The following is a 17,809-nucleotide window of genomic DNA, read 5'->3' on the forward strand; positions in this document are numbered from 1 at the left end:
GCCCGCACGCTACCGACCTGCGGAGTCCCTCAGGTTTCGCGCAGGTGAATGATTGCTCTCGGCAACATCGGGAGCGGGCGTTCAGTCTCAGTCACGCCCCACCCACCAGCCGGAAGAGCACCACAGCAACGGTGATCGCGTACCAGCCCGACAGGCCGCTCCGATTGCGCGTGAGCCGGAGCGAGAGTGCACCGGCGAGGACGGCGATCCCGGCAGCGATGAGACGGGTCAGCGGTGCCTGGCCGTCGACCCCGACGACGAACAGGCCGAGGGTCGCAACGACGACAACAGTCGCTGTGCTGACCGATTGCGCTCGACGGGGCGTTCTCGTGTCTGCCACGTCACACCTCCGCGGACCGCGTGCGGCACCAGCCTGCGATCAGAGGGACACCGATCCACAGAAGCCCAGACGTCGAAGAAGGCAAGAAGGGAGCGCTGCCAGTCACCCCGGCTTGAACCGTGCTGAACCGGATGAAGTCCGACCATGGACCGGCGAGCGCCAGCGCCGTGTCGACGACGAGGATGATCAAGAGGACACTCACGAGGGCGAGCGCGAGGCTTCGGAGTGATGCACCGATGCCGAAGCCGAGGGCTGCCGAAGAGAGGGCGAGCGCAGCGACTTCTCCGAGTTGCGCAAGAAAAGTCTCAGACGTCAACTCACCGCCGAGCGCGCAGGCCACCCCGACCGAGACCAGGGCTACAGCTGCGCTCGCGATGACCAGAACAGCAACCATCGCAACACATGCACATCCGCGCGCGAGGTAGAGGGCGTCGCGCGACAGGCCGGTGAGGATTCCATCGCGTTCCCCGCCGACCCGACCGTCGCCCACGCCGAACACGACCCCGACGATCGACGATGCGAGCGCCGCTGGGAGGCCGACGATCACGAGCACTTCGCCGGCGCCGAAGGACGGAGCCGACTTCACCACCGAGACGCTGAGCACGCCGCACGCGATGACCACGGCACACAACAGCGCGTACGCAGCGATGGCACCCCGCGTGTCGGTGCGTTTGCGGAATTCCAGGTGCGAGCTCTGGACGAACGAGATCATCGCGCCTCCCCTGCCAAGTACTCTCCCGTTGATGTGGTCGCGTAGAGGTCCTCGAGGTCGGTCCCACCTTCCTCGACGCCCAGGACGTCGAGTGAATTCCTGACCGCTTCACGAACGACCTCCGGCGCGGGCGCGTCGACGCTCACCCATCCACCGCGGATCCTGCCGCCGTGTCCCCGCCGACCCAACACGTCGATCAACGCGGCCGGATCGTTCACTCGAATGAGGCAGCCGGTCTGTCCTCTGCGGCGCATCGGCTCGATGCATGTGATCGTTCCGGCACTGATGATCACCGCGACGTCGATGAACTGAGCCAGTTCACTCAAGAGGTGGCTGGAAACCACGACGATCACGCCTCGGCTCCGCATGTCTGCGATGACCGACCTGACCCACGAGATCCCGTTCGGATCGAGACCGTTCATCGGTTCGTCGAGGATCACGAGGCCGGGCTCGCCGATGGTCGCTGCAGCGATCGCCAAGCGCATACGCATGCCGAGGGACAGCGCGCCGACCCTCCGGCGGGCAACGGACTCCAAGCCCGCTCGGCGGAGCGCTTCGTCAGCGGCTTCCGCTCCCACCCGCGCGTAAGAGCCGCGGAGGCGAATGGTCTCGAGGACGGTCCGCCCAGGGTGGAGTCCGTTCTCCGACAGGACGGCACCGACGAGGGTTGGAGGTGACGACAACCTTCCCGACGAGGCTGGGACCAGGCGCGCGAGAACTGACATCAACGACGATTTCCCGGCCCCGTTCGGACCGATCAGGCCGTACACCACGCCTGGGTCGAAACGGATGCTCACCCCGTCCAGGCGCGGTCGACCACGTCCGCGCAGGCGAACGTCGACCATCTCAAGCATGGTGCTCCTCTCGAACAAGGCTGCGGGGAGCGTCTCGCCGCTCCCCGCAGCCGTCATCGATCAACCGAAGAAGTAGTTCCAGAGCGCGCTGAAGAGCTCGGTCACGCTCAGGTTCCCGACGGCCGTGATCCCGGTGCGGATCCATCCCGCCAAGCCGTTCCACCAGTTCTTGAAAGCGTTGACACCGCTCCGGACCGCGTTCTTCATGCCCGTGACGATCGACGACGCGTTGTTCTTGATCCAGTTGACGATCGTCCCGATCGGCACCCGGTCCGTCGAGATCTCCCCCTGCGGAGCGGGTGAGCTCGGCACAGGGCTCGACTTCATCGGGACCGACATCGGAACGCCACGCTCGAGAGCGTGGGCCGACACTGAGATCGTCGACGCGGGTGCTGCCGTCGCGGCGGTTGCGCCCACTGTGCTCAGCATGGCGCCGGTGACGACTGCCCCGATCACCCCGACGGTACGAATCCGGTTCATGTCTACCCCAATCGTTGCGGCTTCTTCGCCGACACCGATCCTGGCATGCTGACCGTTCATATTTCAGAGTTTCAGAACAAAACGGATCTCGTTTCTGTAACGGAGGCGAAGAGAGGTGCTCACCCCCGCCGCGCCCGCGTCTGCTCCGCCCGCCCCGCGAGCTCCTCGTCCGCCGGGTACCCCACCTCGGTCAGCGTCAGCCCCTTCGCCGGCGCCGTCTTGAACGCGCTCGTCCGCGTCTCGGCGACGCGGAGCTCTTCGAGCCGTTCCGGCCCGAACCGCCCCTCGCCGACGGCGATGGTCGCCCCCACCATCGCGCGCACCATGGAGTGGCAGAAGGCATCGGCCTGGAGGCGCGCCACCAGCACGCCGTCCGGCTCGCGGTCCCAGCGGAACTCCTGCAACGTCCGGATGGTCGTCGCGCCCTCGCGCGGCTTGCAGAACGTCGCGAAGTCGTGCAGCCCCAACAGCGTCAGCGCACCGCGCTCCATCGCCGCCGGGTCCAGGCTCGCCCCGTGCCAGACCGTGTGCCCGCGTCGACGTGGATCGCGCGGTGCCTCGGCGTCCGCGATCCGGTACTCGTACCGTCGCCAGAGCGGGGAGAACCGGGCGTCGAACCCGTCCGGCGCGACCGAGGCCCCGGTGACGACGACGTCCCCCTCGGGCGCCGCGATCCCGTTGACGCGTTTCACCAGGCCGTCCAGCGGCGACCGCCCCGAGCCGCGTTTGGCGCTGAGCGCGTCCCACTGTTCGGCGGTCAGGTCGAGGTGGGCGACCTGTCCGGTCGCGTGCACGCCGGCGTCGGTGCGTCCGGCGACGGTGAGCAGTGGTGCGGTGCCCCACCGGGTGAAGACGGTGGCGAGGGCGGCTTCGAGCGCACCCTGCACGGTCCGCAGACCGGGCTGACGGGCCCACCCGGAGAACGCGGCCCCGTCGTACGCGATGTCCAGCCGCAGCCGGATCCCGGCAGCCTCGCCGCCGCCCTGCAGCCCCGCCGTCTCGTCCACGCGACCACCGTACCGGGGCCGCACCGCGCCTCCCGTCCGTCCTGCACAGCACCTGGCTGACGCGCGCTGTCCACCGATGTCAGCGCCACGTCAGTGCCGTGTGAGCGGTCCGCGGCACCATCGTCCTCGACATCGACGAAAGGACCCTTCGATGAACACGACACCGCTCGCGGTCGAGGCCACCGGCCTCGTGAAGACCTTCGGGACGAACCGCGCAGTGGACGGTGTGGACCTCCGTGTGGAGGCCGGCACGGTCTACGGCGTGCTCGGCCCCAACGGCGCCGGCAAGACCACCACCATCTCCATGCTCGCGACCCTGCTCAAGGCGGACGGCGGCGAGGCCCGGATCTTCGGGCACGACGTCCGGCGCGAGGCGCAGACGGTCCGCACCCTGATCGGGGTGACCGGGCAGTACGCCAGCGTCGACGAGACGCTCAGCGCGACCGAGAACCTGGTGGTCTTCGCGCGCCTGCTCGGGCTGTCCCGCGCGGACTCGAAGCGGAAGGCGGTCGAGTTGCTCGAGCGCTTCGGGCTGACCGAGGCCGCGTCGCGCCCGCTCAAGAACTTCTCGGGCGGGATGCGTCGCCGGTTGGACCTGGCGGCGAGCCTCATCGCCCAGCCGCCGCTGATCTTCCTCGACGAGCCGACCACGGGCCTCGATCCCCGGACCCGTGCGCAGATGTGGGACACGATCCGCGAGCTCGTGGCGACGGGCTCGACGGTGCTGCTGACGACGCAGTACCTGGACGAGGCGGACCAGCTCGCCGACCGCATCGCGGTGATCGACCACGGCAAGGTGGTCGCCGAGGGCACGAGCGACGAGCTGAAGGCGTCGATCGGCAGCTCCTCGCTGCAGCTGCGACTGACCGACGCCCTCCGGCTCGACGCCGCCCGTGCGATCGTGCGGAACACCCTCGGTGTCGACGCGGTGGCCAGCCCCGAGGGGTCGCGCCTCACCGCGCCGATGTCGGACCCCGACCGCGTGACCGACCTGCTGGTGTCGTTCCGCGAGGCCGGCATCACCCTCGCCGAGATGAGCGTGCAGAAGCCCACGCTCGACGAGGTCTTCCTGACCATCACGGGCGCACCTGCGACCGCCGGGTCCGCTTCGGAACCCGAGCTCGAAGGGAGCATCGCATGACCACCATCACCACCACGGGCACCTCGGCCCCCCGGGTCACCCCACGCCCCGGTGTCGGCGCGACCGGGCTCGGCGCCACCGTCCGCCAGTCGCTCACGATGGCGTACCGCGGCCTGATCAAGGTCCGGCGCACCCCGGAGCAGCTGTTCGACGTCACCCTGATGCCGATCGTCTTCACCGTGATGTTCACGTACATCTTCGGTGGCGCGATCGCCGGCGACGTCGCGAGCTACCTGCCGATCATCATCCCCGGCATCCTCGTGCAGACGAACATCACGTCGTCGATCGTCACGGGGGTGCAGCTGCGCGAGGACATGGACAAGGGCGTGTTCGACCGCTTCAAGTCCCTGCCCATCGCCCGCATCGCCCCGCTCGCTGGTGCGCTGCTGGCCGACACGGTCCGGTACGCGATCGCCACGACGATCACCTTCACGGTCGGCATCATCATGGGCCTGCGCCCGGCTGGTGGCGTCGGTGCGGTCGTCCTGGCCGGACTGCTGGTCATCGTGGTCGCCTGGGCGATCAGCTGGATCTTCGCCTACTTCGGTGTCGTCGCCCGCACCGCGTCGAGCGTCTCCGGCATCTCGAACCTGGTGCTGTTCCCGCTCACGTTCCTGTCGAACGCCTTCGTGCCGGCGGACACCCTGCCGGACTGGTTGCGCTGGTTCTCCGAGGTCAACCCCATCTCGCACCTGATCACGGCGGTCCGCGACCTCGTGAACCAGGGCACCGTGGGCGTCGACCTGTGGCTCAGCCTGCTCGGCGCGGCGGTGGTCGTCGCGGTCTTCGCACCGCTCACCGTCCGTGCGTACATGCGGAAGGCCTGACAGGTCTCGATCAGCGCACGCGGAACCGCAGCTCCTCGAGCAGAAGCCGCGCCTGCGAGACGGCCTCAGCCCGGTTCGATCCGGCCGAGGCCGTCTCGGCGTCCGTCAGCACCGTGGCGCCCAGGGCGTCGGCGAGGACCGTCCGCATCCGGGTGTGCGCGAGCACACCGAAGTCCTGGCGCGATCCGAGTCGCATCGCCAGCCCCCAGCACCGGGCGGCCTGCTCCGGTCGGCCGTCACGGGCGGCGGCGAGCGCCAGCCCGAGCAGGGCGGTCCCGATCACGGGCAGGTCCAGCCACCACGGGTGGACACGCAGCATCACGAGCGCTCCGACCCGCAGGCGTCTCGCGACCGCCACGTCGTCGACCGGGAGGCCCGGCGCGGCCCCGTCGGACCGGCGCACCGCCGCCTCGTCCCGCGCCGCGATCCGCGCCGAGCCCGCCATGAGCGTCCAGTGCGGCGTCTGCTTCCGCATGGGCAGCACAGAGTCCCAGGCGCGGGTGTACTCCGCCGCCGCATCGTCGAGGGCTCCTTCCCAGCGCGAGCACTCCGCGCCGATCGCCATCGCGAGGACGCCGATCTGCACCCGGTCCTCGTCGAACCCGCCGCGGGCCTCGACCGGCCGGTGCTGCAGGTCGTCGGCGACCTGCCGGGCACGGACGACGTCGCCGGTGCTCGCGGCGCAGAGCCCGACGGTCCAGCCGATCTCGTACAGGTCGTCGTCGGCCCCGAACCGTTCGAGTTGCTCGCGGGCGACCTCGGCGGACCGCAACGCGTCGGCGTGCCGACCGGTCTGCGCCAGCAGCTGGGTCATGGTGACCGCGATGGACCCGGTCGTCCAGGCGTCGTCGTTCGTCCGCGACAGGGCCGCTGCGCGGGTCGCGTAGCGCAGGGCGACGGCGGACTCTCCGTCGTTCTCGGCGAGCGGCGCACTGAGCATGTTCGCCAGGCAGGCGACGCCGGGTTCCGGGTCGTCGCGGTAGCGGGTGAGCAGGGCGACCCCGTCGGCCGGATGACCCAGCGTCAGCAGCAGGGCGGCCTGCGCGTCGAGCACCGCGAACCCGGTCGTGCCGTCGCGCATCACGCGGCGCAGGGTCGACACGGCCAGGGCAGCGGTGCGCTTGTCGCTGAACGCCGACGAGCCACCGGTGACGACCAGGCCGAGCACCGTCGCGGCGCGGTCCTCCGGCGCCGGATCCGCTCGGCGCAGGACCGGGACGACCTCGGGCCCGAGCGCGACGACCTCGCCGTGGGCACCGCGGAGCGACCAGTACCCGCCGAGGGCCGCGAACAGGTGCGCGACCGCCGAGGTGTCGTCGGCAGCCAGGCTCCAGCGGAGCAGCGTCACGAGGTTGTCGGATTCGCGGGCGACCTCGCGGAACCGTTCGAGCTGCGCGGAGCCCGTGATGGTGAGCAGGTTCCGCGCGGCGGCGAAGTCCCGGCCCCAGTGGATCATCGCGCCGCGGACGGCCTCGGCGGCCCCACGGTCCTCGAGCCGGGCCGCTCCGAACTCCCGCACCGTCTCGAGCAGCCGGTACCGCACCGGCTCGCCCTCGTGCTCGACGAGCTGCACGAGGGACTGCTCCACGAGTTCGGCGAGTGCGTCGAGTGCGTCGAGCCGACGGTCCGGAGCCGCGACTGCCTCGACCGCGTCCACCGCCAGCCCGTCCGGGAACAGCGCCAGCCGCGTCAACAGGTCCTGCGCCCCGTCGTTCAGCAGCCGCCAGCTCCACTCGATCACCGCGAGCAGGGTGCGGTGCCGCTCCGGAGCGCTGCGGTCGCCGCCGCGCAGCAGTGCGAACCGGTCGTCCAGCCGCCGTTCGATCTCGTCGGCGCTCATGCCGCGGATGCGCGCCGCCGCGAGCTCGATCGCCAGGGGCGAGCCGTCGAGCCGGGTGCAGATCCGTCGGACGGCGTCCACCGGCAGGACGGCTCCGGGGCGTGCGGCCCGTGCGCGCTCGGTGAACAGGCGTACTGCCGCGCCGTCGGCCTCGACGGGCAACGGTGCCAGCGGCGCCACGACCTCGCCGGCGATGGCGAGCGGGGCACGCGAGGTCGTCAGGATCCGCAGGCTCGGCACGGTCGCGAGCAGGTCGGCGGCGAAGGCGGCGATCTCGGCGACCAGGTGCTCGCAGTTGTCCAGGACGAGCACGGTCGGCCCGTCGGAGAGCGCCCGGACGACGCGGGTGCGGAGGTCGGCGGCGACGGCGTCCCGGAGCGATCGGGTCGACCGGAACTCGGCGATCCCGAGCAGCGCGCCGAGCGCCGGGACGACGTCGTCGGCCGTGGCGAGCGGCGCGAGCTCGAACACGACGACGCCCTGCGTCGGTGGCAGGCCGGCGGCGACCGCCTGCGCGAGGCGGGTCTTCCCCAACCCACCCGCGCCGAGGATCGTGACGAGCCGTCCGGCGGACAGCAGGTCCGAGACGGCGGCGAGGTCGGCCTCCCTGCCGACCAACGTGGTGGGCGCGGCCCGCAGTCCGATGCGCCGGACGCTCCCCGTGGCGGGGCCGGACCGTCGCAGCAACTCGGCGTTCAGCCGCACCAGGTCGGCCGAGGGGTCGGCTCCGAGTTCGTCGGCCAACCGGTCTCGGTGTGCGGCGAACGACGCGATGGCCTCGCTCGTGCGGCCTGCGGACGCCAGGGCCCGCATCGAGCCGGCGACGGCGACCTCGTCGAACGGGTTCGCCAAGGCCTCGGCAGCCCAGAGTTCGGCGGCCTCGTCGGCTCGGCCGTCGTCGAGCAGGGTGCCGCCGAGCGTGCGGCGGAGCGTTCGACGGAGCGCCGCGGCGCGGTCGGCGAGCGCGGTTCCCAGGTCGCCGTCGACGTCTGCTCCCGGATCGCCGCGCCAGAGGTCGAGCGCAGCGCGCACCGCTGCCGGGTCCGCGTGGTCCGCAGCGCGCTCCGCACGGGCGAGGTCGACGTCCCCGGGCTCGCCGCCCAGTGCGTAGCCGGTGCTCGTCGACACCACGAGACCGTCCGCCATGCTCCGGCGCAGACGGGACACGAGGGTTTGCAGCGCCGCACGGGCACCCCGCGGTTGCGCGTCCGGCCAGAGGTCGTCGATCAGGGACTCGGTGCTCAGGGCGTGCCCCCGCGCGAGCACGAGGGCGGTGAGGAACGACCGAGCCAGCGCACCGGGCACCGCCGACGGCCGTCCGTCCGGACCCGCCACCGTGACCGGTCCGAGGACGGCGATGCGGGGCGGGTCGGTCACGGAGCGAGTCTACGGAGCGCCGGTGACGCCGGTCCCCGTCAGCCGCGAGGGCGGTGGAACGCGGACGGGCCCGTGCGGGTGTCGAGGTTGTCCGTGGCGCGGCGCTCGGACTCCACGATGCCGCGCAGCGACACCAACGCCGACGCCGTCACCGCGACGTGTGAGGGGTTCTCGCGCGAGGCGTCCAGTGCCCGCTCGAGTCGTTCGATCGCCTGGTCGCCCTCGTCCTCGGGGCACTCGCCGCGGATCACGCACGCGAGCTTCCGGATCGCGTCGACGAGCGGCTCGGTGAACGCCGGGTCGGGGCGACCGAGGTTCGACGACACCGGACCGGACCGGGCGACGAGCTCGGTGAGGTCCGTCGTGTACCAGGCGACCCGTTCGAGTGCACGGAACCGGGCACCGTCCTGCTGCAGCCGTGCGCGCGACTCGCGGAGCGCGCCGCGCGGGTTGATCTTCCGACTCTCGTGCGCGACCGACACCCGTGCCCGCACGTCGGCGATCGCCCGGTCGAGGGCGTCCTGCTGCCGGTTCCAGGCGTCCTCGTCGCGCTTGCCGCTCTCGAGCACCTGCGCAAGCCCCTCGAGGTGCTCGGCCAGTACCGCGTTGACCTCGTCGATCCGGCGCTCGGCGTCCCAGAAGTGCAGGGGCGGGAACACCAGGAAGTTCACGAGCAGGCCGACGACGACGCCGACGGCCATCTGCACCAGGTACCCGAACGAGTAGCCCTCGGCGTTCGCGCCACCGACGAGCAGCACGAACAACGCCGCCGTCGAGACCCACGTGCTGCCCTCGCCGAGCACCCGGAAACCGCCGACGAGCACACCGATGCCGACCGCCAGGGCCACCGCGAGGATGCCCGGGTCCCCCACGATCATCGTGAAGCCCGCGACGGCGATGCCGAGCAGGATGCCGACGAGCGTCTGGATGCCGTTGCGGAGCCCGGCGAACACCGTGGTCTGCATCGCGACGATCGCCCCGAGCGGTGCGTAGTACGGGTAGTCGGACGCGACCCCGGGCACGTGCCTGGCGATGAACCAGGCCAGTGCCGCGGCGCCGGCTGCCTTGACCGCGTGCAGCAGGCGTGGCTGGGTGCCGGACGTCCGGCTCCACCGCCACGCGCGGCGACCGACTCCCGCGATGTGTTGGAACTCCATGTGGTGACTCTCCCTGTCGGGCGGACACGCTACGGGGCGGTCACTGGGAAGGCGACGTTTCTGCGTTCCCCGGACGTCGGCACCGGACCGGCGCCGGATCGGCACCGATCGCGGGTACGACGAAGCCCCCGCGACCTGGGTCGCGGGGGCTTCGTCGTGGTGACGCGGGGTCTTACTTGGCGTCGTCGGCCTTCGTCGCGGCGTCGTCCTCGACCTCGGCAGCTGCCTCGGTCTCGGTCTCGGTCTCGACGGGAGCGGACTCCTCGGTGGTCTCGGTCTCCTCGACCGGGGCCTCCTCGGTGGTCTCGTCGGCAGCCGGCTCCTCGACCGGAGCAGCGGCGGCCGGAGCCGCGGTGCGCTTCACCGGGGCGGGCGTGCCCGACACCGGCTCGAGGACGAGCTCGATCGACGCCAGCGGGGCGTTGTCGCCCTTGCGGAAGCCGAGCTTCGTGATGCGGGTGTAGCCGCCCTGACGGTCCTCGACCTGCGGGGCGATCTCCGTGAACAGCGTGTGCACGACGGACTTGTCGCGCAGGGCCGCGATGACCCGACGACGAGCGTGCAGGTCGCCGCGCTTCGCGAACGTGATGAGACGCTCGGCGACCGGGCGGAGGCGCTTGGCCTTCGTCTCGGTGGTCGTGATGCGACCGTGCGTGAAGAGGGCGTTGGCGAGGTTGCTCAGGAGCAGGCGCTCGTGAGCGGGACCGCCACCGAGGCGGGGGCCCTTGGTGGGCTTCGGCATGTCAGTTCTCCAGTGGTGAAAGTGGTGCGCGCGGTGTCAGCGCGCTTGCGCGTGAGCGCGAGATCAGTTGTTGGACTCGTCCTCGTCGTACCCGCTGTAGAAGTGGGCGCCGTCGAATCCGGGGACGGTGTCCTTGAGGGACAGGCCGAGCTCGGTGAGCTTGTCCTTGACCTCGTCCACCGACTTCTGACCGAAGTTGCGGATGTTCATGAGCTGCGTCTCCGACAGGGCGACGAGCTCGGACACCGTGTTGATGCCCTCGCGCTTCAGGCAGTTGTAGCTGCGGACCGACAGGTCGAGGTCCTCGATCGGGGTCTGCAGCTCGTTCGACAGGACAGCGTCGACCGGCGCGGGGCCGATCTCGATGCCCTCGGCGGCCGTGTTGAGCTCGCGAGCGAGCCCGAACAGCTCGACCAGCGTGCGACCGGCCGACGCGATGGCGTCGCGCGGCGTGATCGCCGGCTTCGACTCGACGTCGACGACCAGGCGGTCGAAGTCCGTGCGCTCACCGGCACGCGTCGCCTCGACGCGGTAGGTGACCTTGAGGACCGGCGAGTAGATCGAGTCGATCGGGATCTGACCGGCCTCGGAGAACTCGGAACGGTTCTGCGTGGCCGAGACGTAGCCGCGGCCACGCTCGATCGTGAGCTCGAGCTCGAACCGCGCGGTGTCGTTCAGGGTCGCGATGACGAGTTCCGGGTTGTGGATCTCGACGCCGGCCGGAGCGGAGATGTCCGCTGCGGTGACCTGACCGGCACCCTGCTTGCGCAGGTACGCGGTGATCGGCTCGTCGTGCTCGCTGGAGACGACGAGGCTCTTGATGTTGAGGATGATCTCGGTGACGTCTTCCTTCACACCGGGAACGGTGCTGAATTCGTGGAGGACACCGTCGATGCGGATGCTGGTGACAGCCGCGCCGGGGATCGAGGAGAGGAGCGTGCGGCGCAGCGAGTTGCCGAGGGTGTAACCGAAGCCCGGCTCGAGCGGCTCGATGACGAAGCGCGAGCGGTGCTCGGAGATCGACTCCTCGGTCAGGGTGGGGCGCTGTGCAATGAGCACTGTGGGATTCCTTTCGGCGAAGTGTCCGCTATATGACACTTGGCGGTACGACGGGGCCGCGTGGGCCCCGACGGGTCTGTTGAGTTGTGATCACGCGCACCGATGTGCGCGATCGAACGACCAGGAATGGCCGCGGGCCCTGCCCGGCCCCGTCAGGGGACGAGCAGGGCGCGGCCGGTTGCTCCTCGCGTCAGACGCGACGACGCTTCGGCGGGCGGCAACCGTTGTGCGCCTGCGGAGTGACGTCGTTGATCGAACCGACCTCGAGGCCAGCGGCCTGGAGCGAACGGATCGCGGTCTCGCGGCCCGAACCCGGACCCTTCACGAACACGTCGACCTTCTTGACGCCGTGCTCCTGCGCCTGACGCGCAGCGGACTCGGCGGCGAGCTGCGCCGCGAACGGCGTCGACTTGCGCGAACCCTTGAAGCCCACGGCACCCGAGGACGCCCAGCTGAGGACGGCACCCGACGGGTCGGTGATGCTGACGATCGTGTTGTTGAACGTGCTCTTGATGTGGGCCTGGCCCACAGCGACGTTCTTCTTCTCCTTGCGGCGCGGCTTGCGCGCGGCAGTCTTGGGGGTAGCCATCGGGGTCTCCTATCGAGCCTTCTTCTTGCCTGCCACGGTGCGCTTCGGTCCCTTGCGGGTACGCGCGTTGGTCTTGGTGCGCTGACCGCGCACCGGGAGACCACGACGGTGGCGAAGACCCTCGTAGCTACCGATCTCGACCTTGCGTCGGATGTCGGCTGCGACCTCACGGCGGAGGTCACCCTCGACCTTGAAGTTGCCTTCGATGAAGTCACGAAGGGCGACGAGCTGGTCGTCGGTCAGGTCCTTGACGCGGATGTCACCGGAGATACCGGTCTCAGCCAGTGCCTGGACGGCGCGGGTACGGCCGACGCCGTAGATGTACGTGAGTGCGATCTCCACGCGCTTCTCGCGCGGGATGTCGACGCCTGCTAGACGTGCCATGTGATGGCTGCTCCTGTTGTCGATGGAGGTGTGGCGCAGTGCCGGTGCCCGGGCCTCCGCCCCGAGGTGTCCCCCGGCCGTCGTGCGGTCGGGTTCTGGTACTGCGTTGTCGATCTTCAGTTGTGGGTCGTGCTCGAGCAGCCTGCGGTCCGATGGACAGTGCCGGCGCCGGTCACGCGCCCGGGACTAGCCCTGGCGCTGCTTGTGACGCGGGTTGCTCTTGCAGATCACCATGACGCGGCCCTTGCGGCGGATCACTCGGCAGTGTTCGCACATGGGCTTGACGCTGGGGTTGACCTTCATGGTTGTTTCCTCGTGCTCGCTGGCTTCGTGCGCGGCAGGATTGCCGTGCCGTTCCTTTCCAGCTCGCGGATCACTTGTAGCGGTAGACGATCCGGCCGCGGGTCAGGTCGTACGGGCTCAGCTCCACGATCACGCGGTCCTCGGGGAGGATGCGGATGTAGTGCTGGCGCATCTTCCCGGAGATGTGCGCGAGGACCTTGTGTCCGTTCGTCAGCTCAACGCGGAACATCGCGTTGGGCAGAGCTTCGAGCACCGAGCCTTCGATCTCGATGACGCCGTCTTTCTTGGCCATAGCCTCACTGTCGCTTGGTTGTGGAACAGGTGTGATCCCCGAACCGGTCTGCGGGTCGGTTGCCACACCCGAGAGGGCATGACACACCAAAGATCGATCTTATGTGGTAAACCCGCAATTGCCAAGTGCAGGCCCGGCGAGGCCCCTCACCTGGGGCTACCGGCCGGACACCTGAGTGTTCCACAGTGGTTTGACGGCGTGCTCCGGGTGAGCACATGCACCCGGACCGTAGCGTTGCTCCGCAGCCACGTCCGCCGCACAGCTCCCTGCGCGGACCACCGAACGGAGACCACGTGCCCGACGCCACCCGACGCCCCTTCGCCGCACACGGCAAGCAGGCCCGCCGTCGCGGATGGAAGACGCTCGTGACCGTCGTGGCCTCCGCCCTCGCAGTGGTCCTGGTGAGCGGCACGAGCGTCGCCGCGATCGCCGGCGCACAGCTCGCGACCGCGCCGCAGACCGTGCAGCTCAGCACCGACGACCAGAGCACCGCGAAGACCGCCGACATCACGGCGATCAAGGGCGGCGCGAACATCCTGCTCATCGGTAGCGACACCCGCGTCGGCCAGTTCGACTCCGACGAGGATGTCGAGGGCGCCCGCAACGACGTCACGATGCTCATCCACATCTCGCAGGACCACCAGCAGCTCACCGCGGTCAGCTTCCCGCGTGATCTGATGGTGCCGATCCCCGCGTGCACGAACCCCGCGACCGGCACCACCTACCCGGCGTCGACCTCGGCCATGTTCAACACGGCGCTCGGCAACGGCGGCGTCTCGTGCGTGGTCGACACCGTCGAGAACCTCACCGGCCTGAGCATCCCGTACGCCGGCCTCATCACCTTCGACGGCGTGATCGAGATGTCGAACGCCCTCGGCGGCGTCGACGTCTGCGTGGCGCAGCCGATCAACGACACCTTCACCGGCCTGCACCTGACCGCCGGCTCCCACAACCTCGCGGGTTCGGACGCCCTCGCGTTCCTGCGCACCCGCCATGGTGTCGGCGACGGCAGCGACCTCGCACGCATCAGCTCGCAGCAGGTGTTCCTGTCCGCGCTGCTCCGCAAGGTCACCTCCGACGGCACGCTGTCCAACCCGCTAACGCTCTACAAGCTCGCTGGCGCAGCGCTGTCGAACATGACCCTGTCCGACGGCCTGGCACAGACCCGAACCCTGGTCGGGCTCGCTTCCGCCCTGCGGGGCATGAGCACGGCCAACATGCTCTTCGTGCAGTACCCGGTCGCCGACGACCCGGACGACAGCGCGCGCGTCATCGTCGACCAGGAGACGGCCCACACCCTCAACGTGGCGCTGCAGAACGACGTGAAGTCCTCGCTGAGCGACTCGAGCACCGGGCGTGCGTCCGAGGAGTCGCCGTCTGCCGGGAGCACCGCGACGGCGGCCCCGTCGACCGGGTCGACACCGTCGGACACATCGTCGTCGGACACCTCGTCCGGCACGTCATCCGGCACCTCGTCGGCGCCGAGCTCGTCCGCCACCAGCACCGCGACCTCGACCCCGCTGCCGTCGTCGATCACCGGGCAGAGCGCCTCCGAGCAGACCTGCTCCGTCGGCAACTGACCCCACTCAAGACGCCGGCGTCCTCGCACGACGCCGGCGTCCTGGCATCACGCCGGCGTCCTCGCACGACGCCTCCGAACGCACGAGACGCCGCCGTCTTCGGCGGCGTCTCGTCGTCGTGACGGCGTCGACGCACGACGCCGGCGTCTCGCGGCCCTGCAACACGGGGACTGCGCGACGAACCGTACGTGGCGGGGGTGCGCCGGGCCTCCCGGTCGAGGTGCGCGACGCCGGACGGACGGCCCCGTCATCCCGGTGCGCCAGCGCACAACCGGGCGGCCTCCTGCCGTGACGACGGCGTCTCGCGTCCTGCAGCAGCGAACCGGACTGGAGGCCCGTCCTACGGGATCGGGACCGGCGTCACACCCAGCGGGGCCAGGCCCGAAGCGCCGCCGTCGGCGGCCGTGAGCACCCAGATGCCGTCGGCGTGCACCGCGACGCTGTGTTCCCAGTGCGCGGCGTCTCGGCCGTCGAGGGTGCGGACGGTCCAGTCGTCGTCGTCGGTCGAGCTGTCGATCGCACCGGCCGTGACCATCGGCTCGATCGCGACCACGAGACCCGGCTTCACGGCCGGACCAGCGCCGCGGACGCGGTAGTTGAAGACCGGAGGGTCCTCGTGCATGGATCGACCGATGCCGTGACCGGTGTAGTCCTCGACGATGCCCCAGGTACCGGTCTCGTCGATGGCGTCCTCGACCGCGGAACCGACCTCGTGCAGGTTCTTCGCGTGGGCGAGCGCCGCGATGCCGTGCCAGAGCGACCGCTCGGTCGTGTCGCAGAGCGTCTGGCGCGCCGCGGAGACCTCGGCGTCACCGCCGGGGACGACCGTCGTGAAGGCGCTGTCGCCGTTCCAGCCGTCGACCTCGGCGCCGGCGTCCACCGACACGATGTCGCCCGGCGCGAGGACGCGGTCGCCGGGGATGCCGTGCACGATCTCGTCGTTCACCGACACGCAGAGCGTGTGGCGGTAGCCCGGCACCAGCTGGAAGTTCGGGATGCCGCCTCCGCCACGGATCGTCCGTTCGGCGATCTCGTCGAGCGCACCCGTGGTGATGCCGGGGCGGATCGCCGCACGGACGGCATCGAGTGCCTCGGCCGTCAGGAGCCCGGGACGCACCATGGCGCGGAGTTCGTCAGGCGTCTTGTAGATCGACGGCTTGCGGAAGCGGACCACGCCGGGTCAGACGGCCGCGGTGAGCCCGCGAGCCGACAGCGCGGACTGGATGCGGTCGCCGACCTCGGTGACGGCACCGAGGCCGTCGACGTCGAGGACGAGGCCACGCTCGCCGTACGCGGCCACGATCGGTGCGGTCTGCTCGGTGTAGACCTGCTGGCGACGACGGATCGTCTCCTCGTTGTCGTCGCTCCGGCCCTGCTGCTCGGCACGCTTCAGCAGGCGTCCGACGAGCTCGTCCTGGTCTGCGACGAGCTGCACGACGGCATCGATCCCGGTGCCCTGCTCAGCCAGCAGCGCGTCGAGGTACTCGACCTGCCCGACCGTGCGCGGGTAGCCGTCGAGCAGGAAACCGCTCGCAGCGTCGGACTCCTGCAGTCGTGACTTCACGAGCTCGTTCGTCAGCGAGTCCGGCACGTAGTCGCCGGCGTCCATGATCGCCTTCGCCTGCACGCCGAGCGGAGTGCCCTCTGCGACGTTCTTGCGGAAGATGTCCCCGGTCGAGACGGCCGGGATCCCGAAGGACTCCGCGATCCGTCCGGCCTGGGTGCCCTTCCCCGCTCCGGGGGGTCCGACGATGATGAGACGTGCGCTCAACGGAGAAGCCCTTCGTAGTGACGCTGCTGCAGCTGCGAGTCGATCTGCTTCACGGTCTCGAGACCGACACCCACGATGATCAGGATGCTCGCGCCACCGAACGGGAAGTTCTGGTTCGCCCCGAACAGCGCCAGTGCTGCCAGCGGGATGAGCGCGATGAAGCCGAGGTAGAGCGAGCCGGGCAGCGTCACCCGGGTGAGGACGTAGTCGAGGTACTCGGCGGTCGGCCGACCGGCACGGATGCCGGGGATGAAGCCGCCGTACTTCTTCATGTTGTCGGCGACCTCTTCGGGGTTGAAGGTGATCGCGACGTAGAAGTAGGTGAAGCCGACGATGAGCAGGAAGTACAGCACCATGTAGAACAAGTTGTCGCCGGAGACGAGGTTGCTCTCGATCCAGGTGACCCATGCGGCCGGCTCGGAGCCGTCGGAGGGCTTGTTGAACTGCGCGACCAGGGCAGGCAGGTACAGCAGCGACGACGCGAAGATGACGGGAACGACGCCGGCCATGTTCACCTTGATCGGGATGTACGTGTTGTTGCCGCCGTACGTGCGTCGACCGACCATGCGCTTGGCGTACTGGACGGGGATGCGCCGCTGCGACTGCTCGACGAACACGACGGCCATCATGATGACGAGCCCGACGAGGATGACGAACAGGAAGAGCTCGAACGACTGCGACTGCTCGATGGCCCAGAGCGCCGACGGGAACTGCGCCGCGATCGACGTGAAGATGAGGAGCGACATGCCGTTGCCGATGCCGCGCTCGGTGACGAGCTCGCCCATCCACATGATGAGGCCGGTGCCGGCGGTCAGCGTGACGACCATCAGCATGATCGCGTACCAGCTGTCGTTCGAGATGATCGACGAGCACGAGGACGAGGCGTTGGTGCCGAAGAGCTGACCCGACCGCGCGACCGTGATCAGCGTCGTGGACTGCAGCACGCCCAGCGCGATCGTGAGGTAGCGCGTGTACTGCGTCAGCTTCGCCTGGCCGGACTGGCCCTCCTTGTAGAGGGAGTCGAAGTGCGGGATCACCACGCGCAGGAGCTGCACGATGATCGACGACGTGATGTACGGCATGATGCCGAGCGCGAAGACCGAGAGCTTCAGCAGCGCGCCACCGGAGAAGAGGTTGATCAGGTCGTAGAGACCGCCGGACGACGATGCGCTGGCGAGACAGCTCTGCACTGACGCGTAGTCGACGAACGGTGCGGGGATGTACGACCCGAGCCGGAACAGCGCGATGATCGCGAGGGTGAAGCCGATCTTCTTGCGAAGATCAGGGGTGCGCATGATGCGCGCGACCGCTCTGAACACGAGGACTCCGAACTTCTGGGACCGGGGCCGTCGAA

Annotated in this window: 19 protein-coding genes; 3 read left to right on the forward strand and 16 right to left on the reverse strand. The window is 69.8% G+C overall.

The annotated features are described in order from the left end of the window. Positions 1-91: 91 nt before the first annotated feature. From ITJ59_RS10575 to truA, 5 genes are all read right to left on the reverse strand, one after another. Complete coding sequence (locus ITJ59_RS10575) at positions 92-340, reverse strand: hypothetical protein (RefSeq protein ID WP_194651075.1); 249 nt, start codon at positions 338-340, stop codon at positions 92-94. A 1-nt stretch (position 341) separates the two neighbouring features. Then, entirely contained in the window at positions 342-1,052 is a 711-nt protein-coding gene (locus ITJ59_RS10580) for a hypothetical protein (RefSeq protein WP_194651076.1), read from the reverse strand. Beyond that, positions 1,049-1,906, reverse strand: a complete 858-nt coding sequence (locus ITJ59_RS10585; protein ID WP_194651077.1) for an ABC transporter ATP-binding protein — start codon at positions 1,904-1,906, stop codon at positions 1,049-1,051. Before ITJ59_RS10585 ends, ITJ59_RS10580 begins: the two co-directional genes overlap by 4 nt. A gap of 60 nt (positions 1,907-1,966) precedes the next feature. Then, positions 1,967-2,233 (reverse strand): hypothetical protein, encoded by a 267-nt coding sequence (locus ITJ59_RS10590; RefSeq protein ID WP_194651078.1) that lies wholly within the window; start codon positions 2,231-2,233, stop codon positions 1,967-1,969. A gap of 272 nt (positions 2,234-2,505) precedes the next feature. Next, positions 2,506-3,393, reverse strand: a complete 888-nt coding sequence (truA, locus tag ITJ59_RS10595; protein WP_194651079.1) for a tRNA pseudouridine(38-40) synthase TruA — start codon at positions 3,391-3,393, stop codon at positions 2,506-2,508. 151 nt (positions 3,394-3,544) lie between these two features. Here truA and ITJ59_RS10600 point away from each other — a divergent pair, with 151 nt between their 5' ends. After that, positions 3,545-4,534, forward strand: coding sequence for an ATP-binding cassette domain-containing protein (locus ITJ59_RS10600; RefSeq protein WP_194651080.1), 990 nt, complete (start codon positions 3,545-3,547; stop codon positions 4,532-4,534). Continuing rightward, the gene (locus ITJ59_RS10605; RefSeq protein ID WP_194651081.1) at positions 4,531-5,361 is read left to right on the forward strand and encodes an ABC transporter permease; all 831 of its coding nucleotides are present in this window, start codon (positions 4,531-4,533) and stop codon (positions 5,359-5,361) included. The genes ITJ59_RS10600 and ITJ59_RS10605 overlap by 4 nt, the downstream gene beginning before the upstream one ends. 10 nt (positions 5,362-5,371) lie before the next feature. Here the strand turns inward: ITJ59_RS10605 and ITJ59_RS10610 are convergent, their stop codons facing one another. The 8 genes from ITJ59_RS10610 to infA form a co-directional block, all read right to left on the reverse strand. Further along, positions 5,372-8,578 carry a BTAD domain-containing putative transcriptional regulator gene (locus ITJ59_RS10610; RefSeq protein WP_194651082.1) on the reverse strand — a complete coding sequence of 1,069 codons (3,207 nt, stop codon included), beginning with the start codon at positions 8,576-8,578 and terminating at the stop codon, positions 5,372-5,374. A 38-nt stretch (positions 8,579-8,616) separates the two neighbouring features. After that, positions 8,617-9,735, reverse strand: coding sequence for an FUSC family protein (locus ITJ59_RS10615; protein ID WP_194651083.1), 1,119 nt, complete (start codon positions 9,733-9,735; stop codon positions 8,617-8,619). A gap of 172 nt (positions 9,736-9,907) precedes the next feature. Beyond that, on the reverse strand, positions 9,908-10,477 hold the full coding sequence (rplQ, locus tag ITJ59_RS10620) for a 50S ribosomal protein L17 (protein ID WP_194651084.1): 570 nt from the start codon (positions 10,475-10,477) through the stop codon (positions 9,908-9,910). 63 nt (positions 10,478-10,540) lie between these two features. Then, positions 10,541-11,536, reverse strand: a complete 996-nt coding sequence (locus ITJ59_RS10625) for a DNA-directed RNA polymerase subunit alpha (protein ID WP_071259847.1) — start codon at positions 11,534-11,536, stop codon at positions 10,541-10,543. 190 nt (positions 11,537-11,726) lie between these two features. Next, positions 11,727-12,125 carry a 30S ribosomal protein S11 gene (gene rpsK, locus ITJ59_RS10630; protein WP_017885507.1) on the reverse strand — a complete coding sequence of 133 codons (399 nt, stop codon included), beginning with the start codon at positions 12,123-12,125 and terminating at the stop codon, positions 11,727-11,729. 9 nt (positions 12,126-12,134) lie between these two features. Further along, complete coding sequence (gene rpsM, locus ITJ59_RS10635) at positions 12,135-12,509, reverse strand: 30S ribosomal protein S13 (RefSeq protein ID WP_058728274.1); 375 nt, start codon at positions 12,507-12,509, stop codon at positions 12,135-12,137. A 186-nt stretch (positions 12,510-12,695) separates the two neighbouring features. Beyond that, positions 12,696-12,812 (reverse strand): 50S ribosomal protein L36, encoded by a 117-nt coding sequence (gene rpmJ / locus ITJ59_RS10640; RefSeq protein WP_071276701.1) that lies wholly within the window; start codon positions 12,810-12,812, stop codon positions 12,696-12,698. 70 nt (positions 12,813-12,882) lie between these two features. Further along, the gene (infA, locus tag ITJ59_RS10645) at positions 12,883-13,104 is read right to left on the reverse strand and encodes a translation initiation factor IF-1 (RefSeq protein WP_017885509.1); all 222 of its coding nucleotides are present in this window, start codon (positions 13,102-13,104) and stop codon (positions 12,883-12,885) included. Between the two features lie 293 nt (positions 13,105-13,397). Between infA and ITJ59_RS10650 the strand changes: the two genes are divergently transcribed. Further along, entirely contained in the window at positions 13,398-14,684 is a 1,287-nt protein-coding gene (locus ITJ59_RS10650) for an LCP family protein (RefSeq protein ID WP_194651085.1), read from the forward strand. A 340-nt stretch (positions 14,685-15,024) separates the two neighbouring features. On the opposite strand, the gene map is transcribed toward ITJ59_RS10650, so the two are convergent. From map to secY, 3 genes are read right to left on the reverse strand one after another with little or no spacing between them, the layout of a single operon-like run. Next, a complete protein-coding gene (gene map / locus ITJ59_RS10655) occupies positions 15,025-15,858 on the reverse strand; it encodes a type I methionyl aminopeptidase (protein WP_194651086.1) in 834 nt (277 codons plus the stop codon). Between the two features lie 6 nt (positions 15,859-15,864). After that, positions 15,865-16,455, reverse strand: coding sequence for an adenylate kinase (locus ITJ59_RS10660; RefSeq protein WP_194651087.1), 591 nt, complete (start codon positions 16,453-16,455; stop codon positions 15,865-15,867). Further along, entirely contained in the window at positions 16,452-17,774 is a 1,323-nt protein-coding gene (secY, locus tag ITJ59_RS10665; protein ID WP_194651088.1) for a preprotein translocase subunit SecY, read from the reverse strand. Before secY ends, ITJ59_RS10660 begins: the two co-directional genes overlap by 4 nt. Positions 17,775-17,809: the final 35 nt, after the last annotated feature.

The sequence above is a fragment of the Curtobacterium sp. VKM Ac-1393 genome (assembly GCF_015350995.1).
Lineage (GTDB): Bacteria > Actinomycetota > Actinomycetes > Actinomycetales > Microbacteriaceae > Curtobacterium.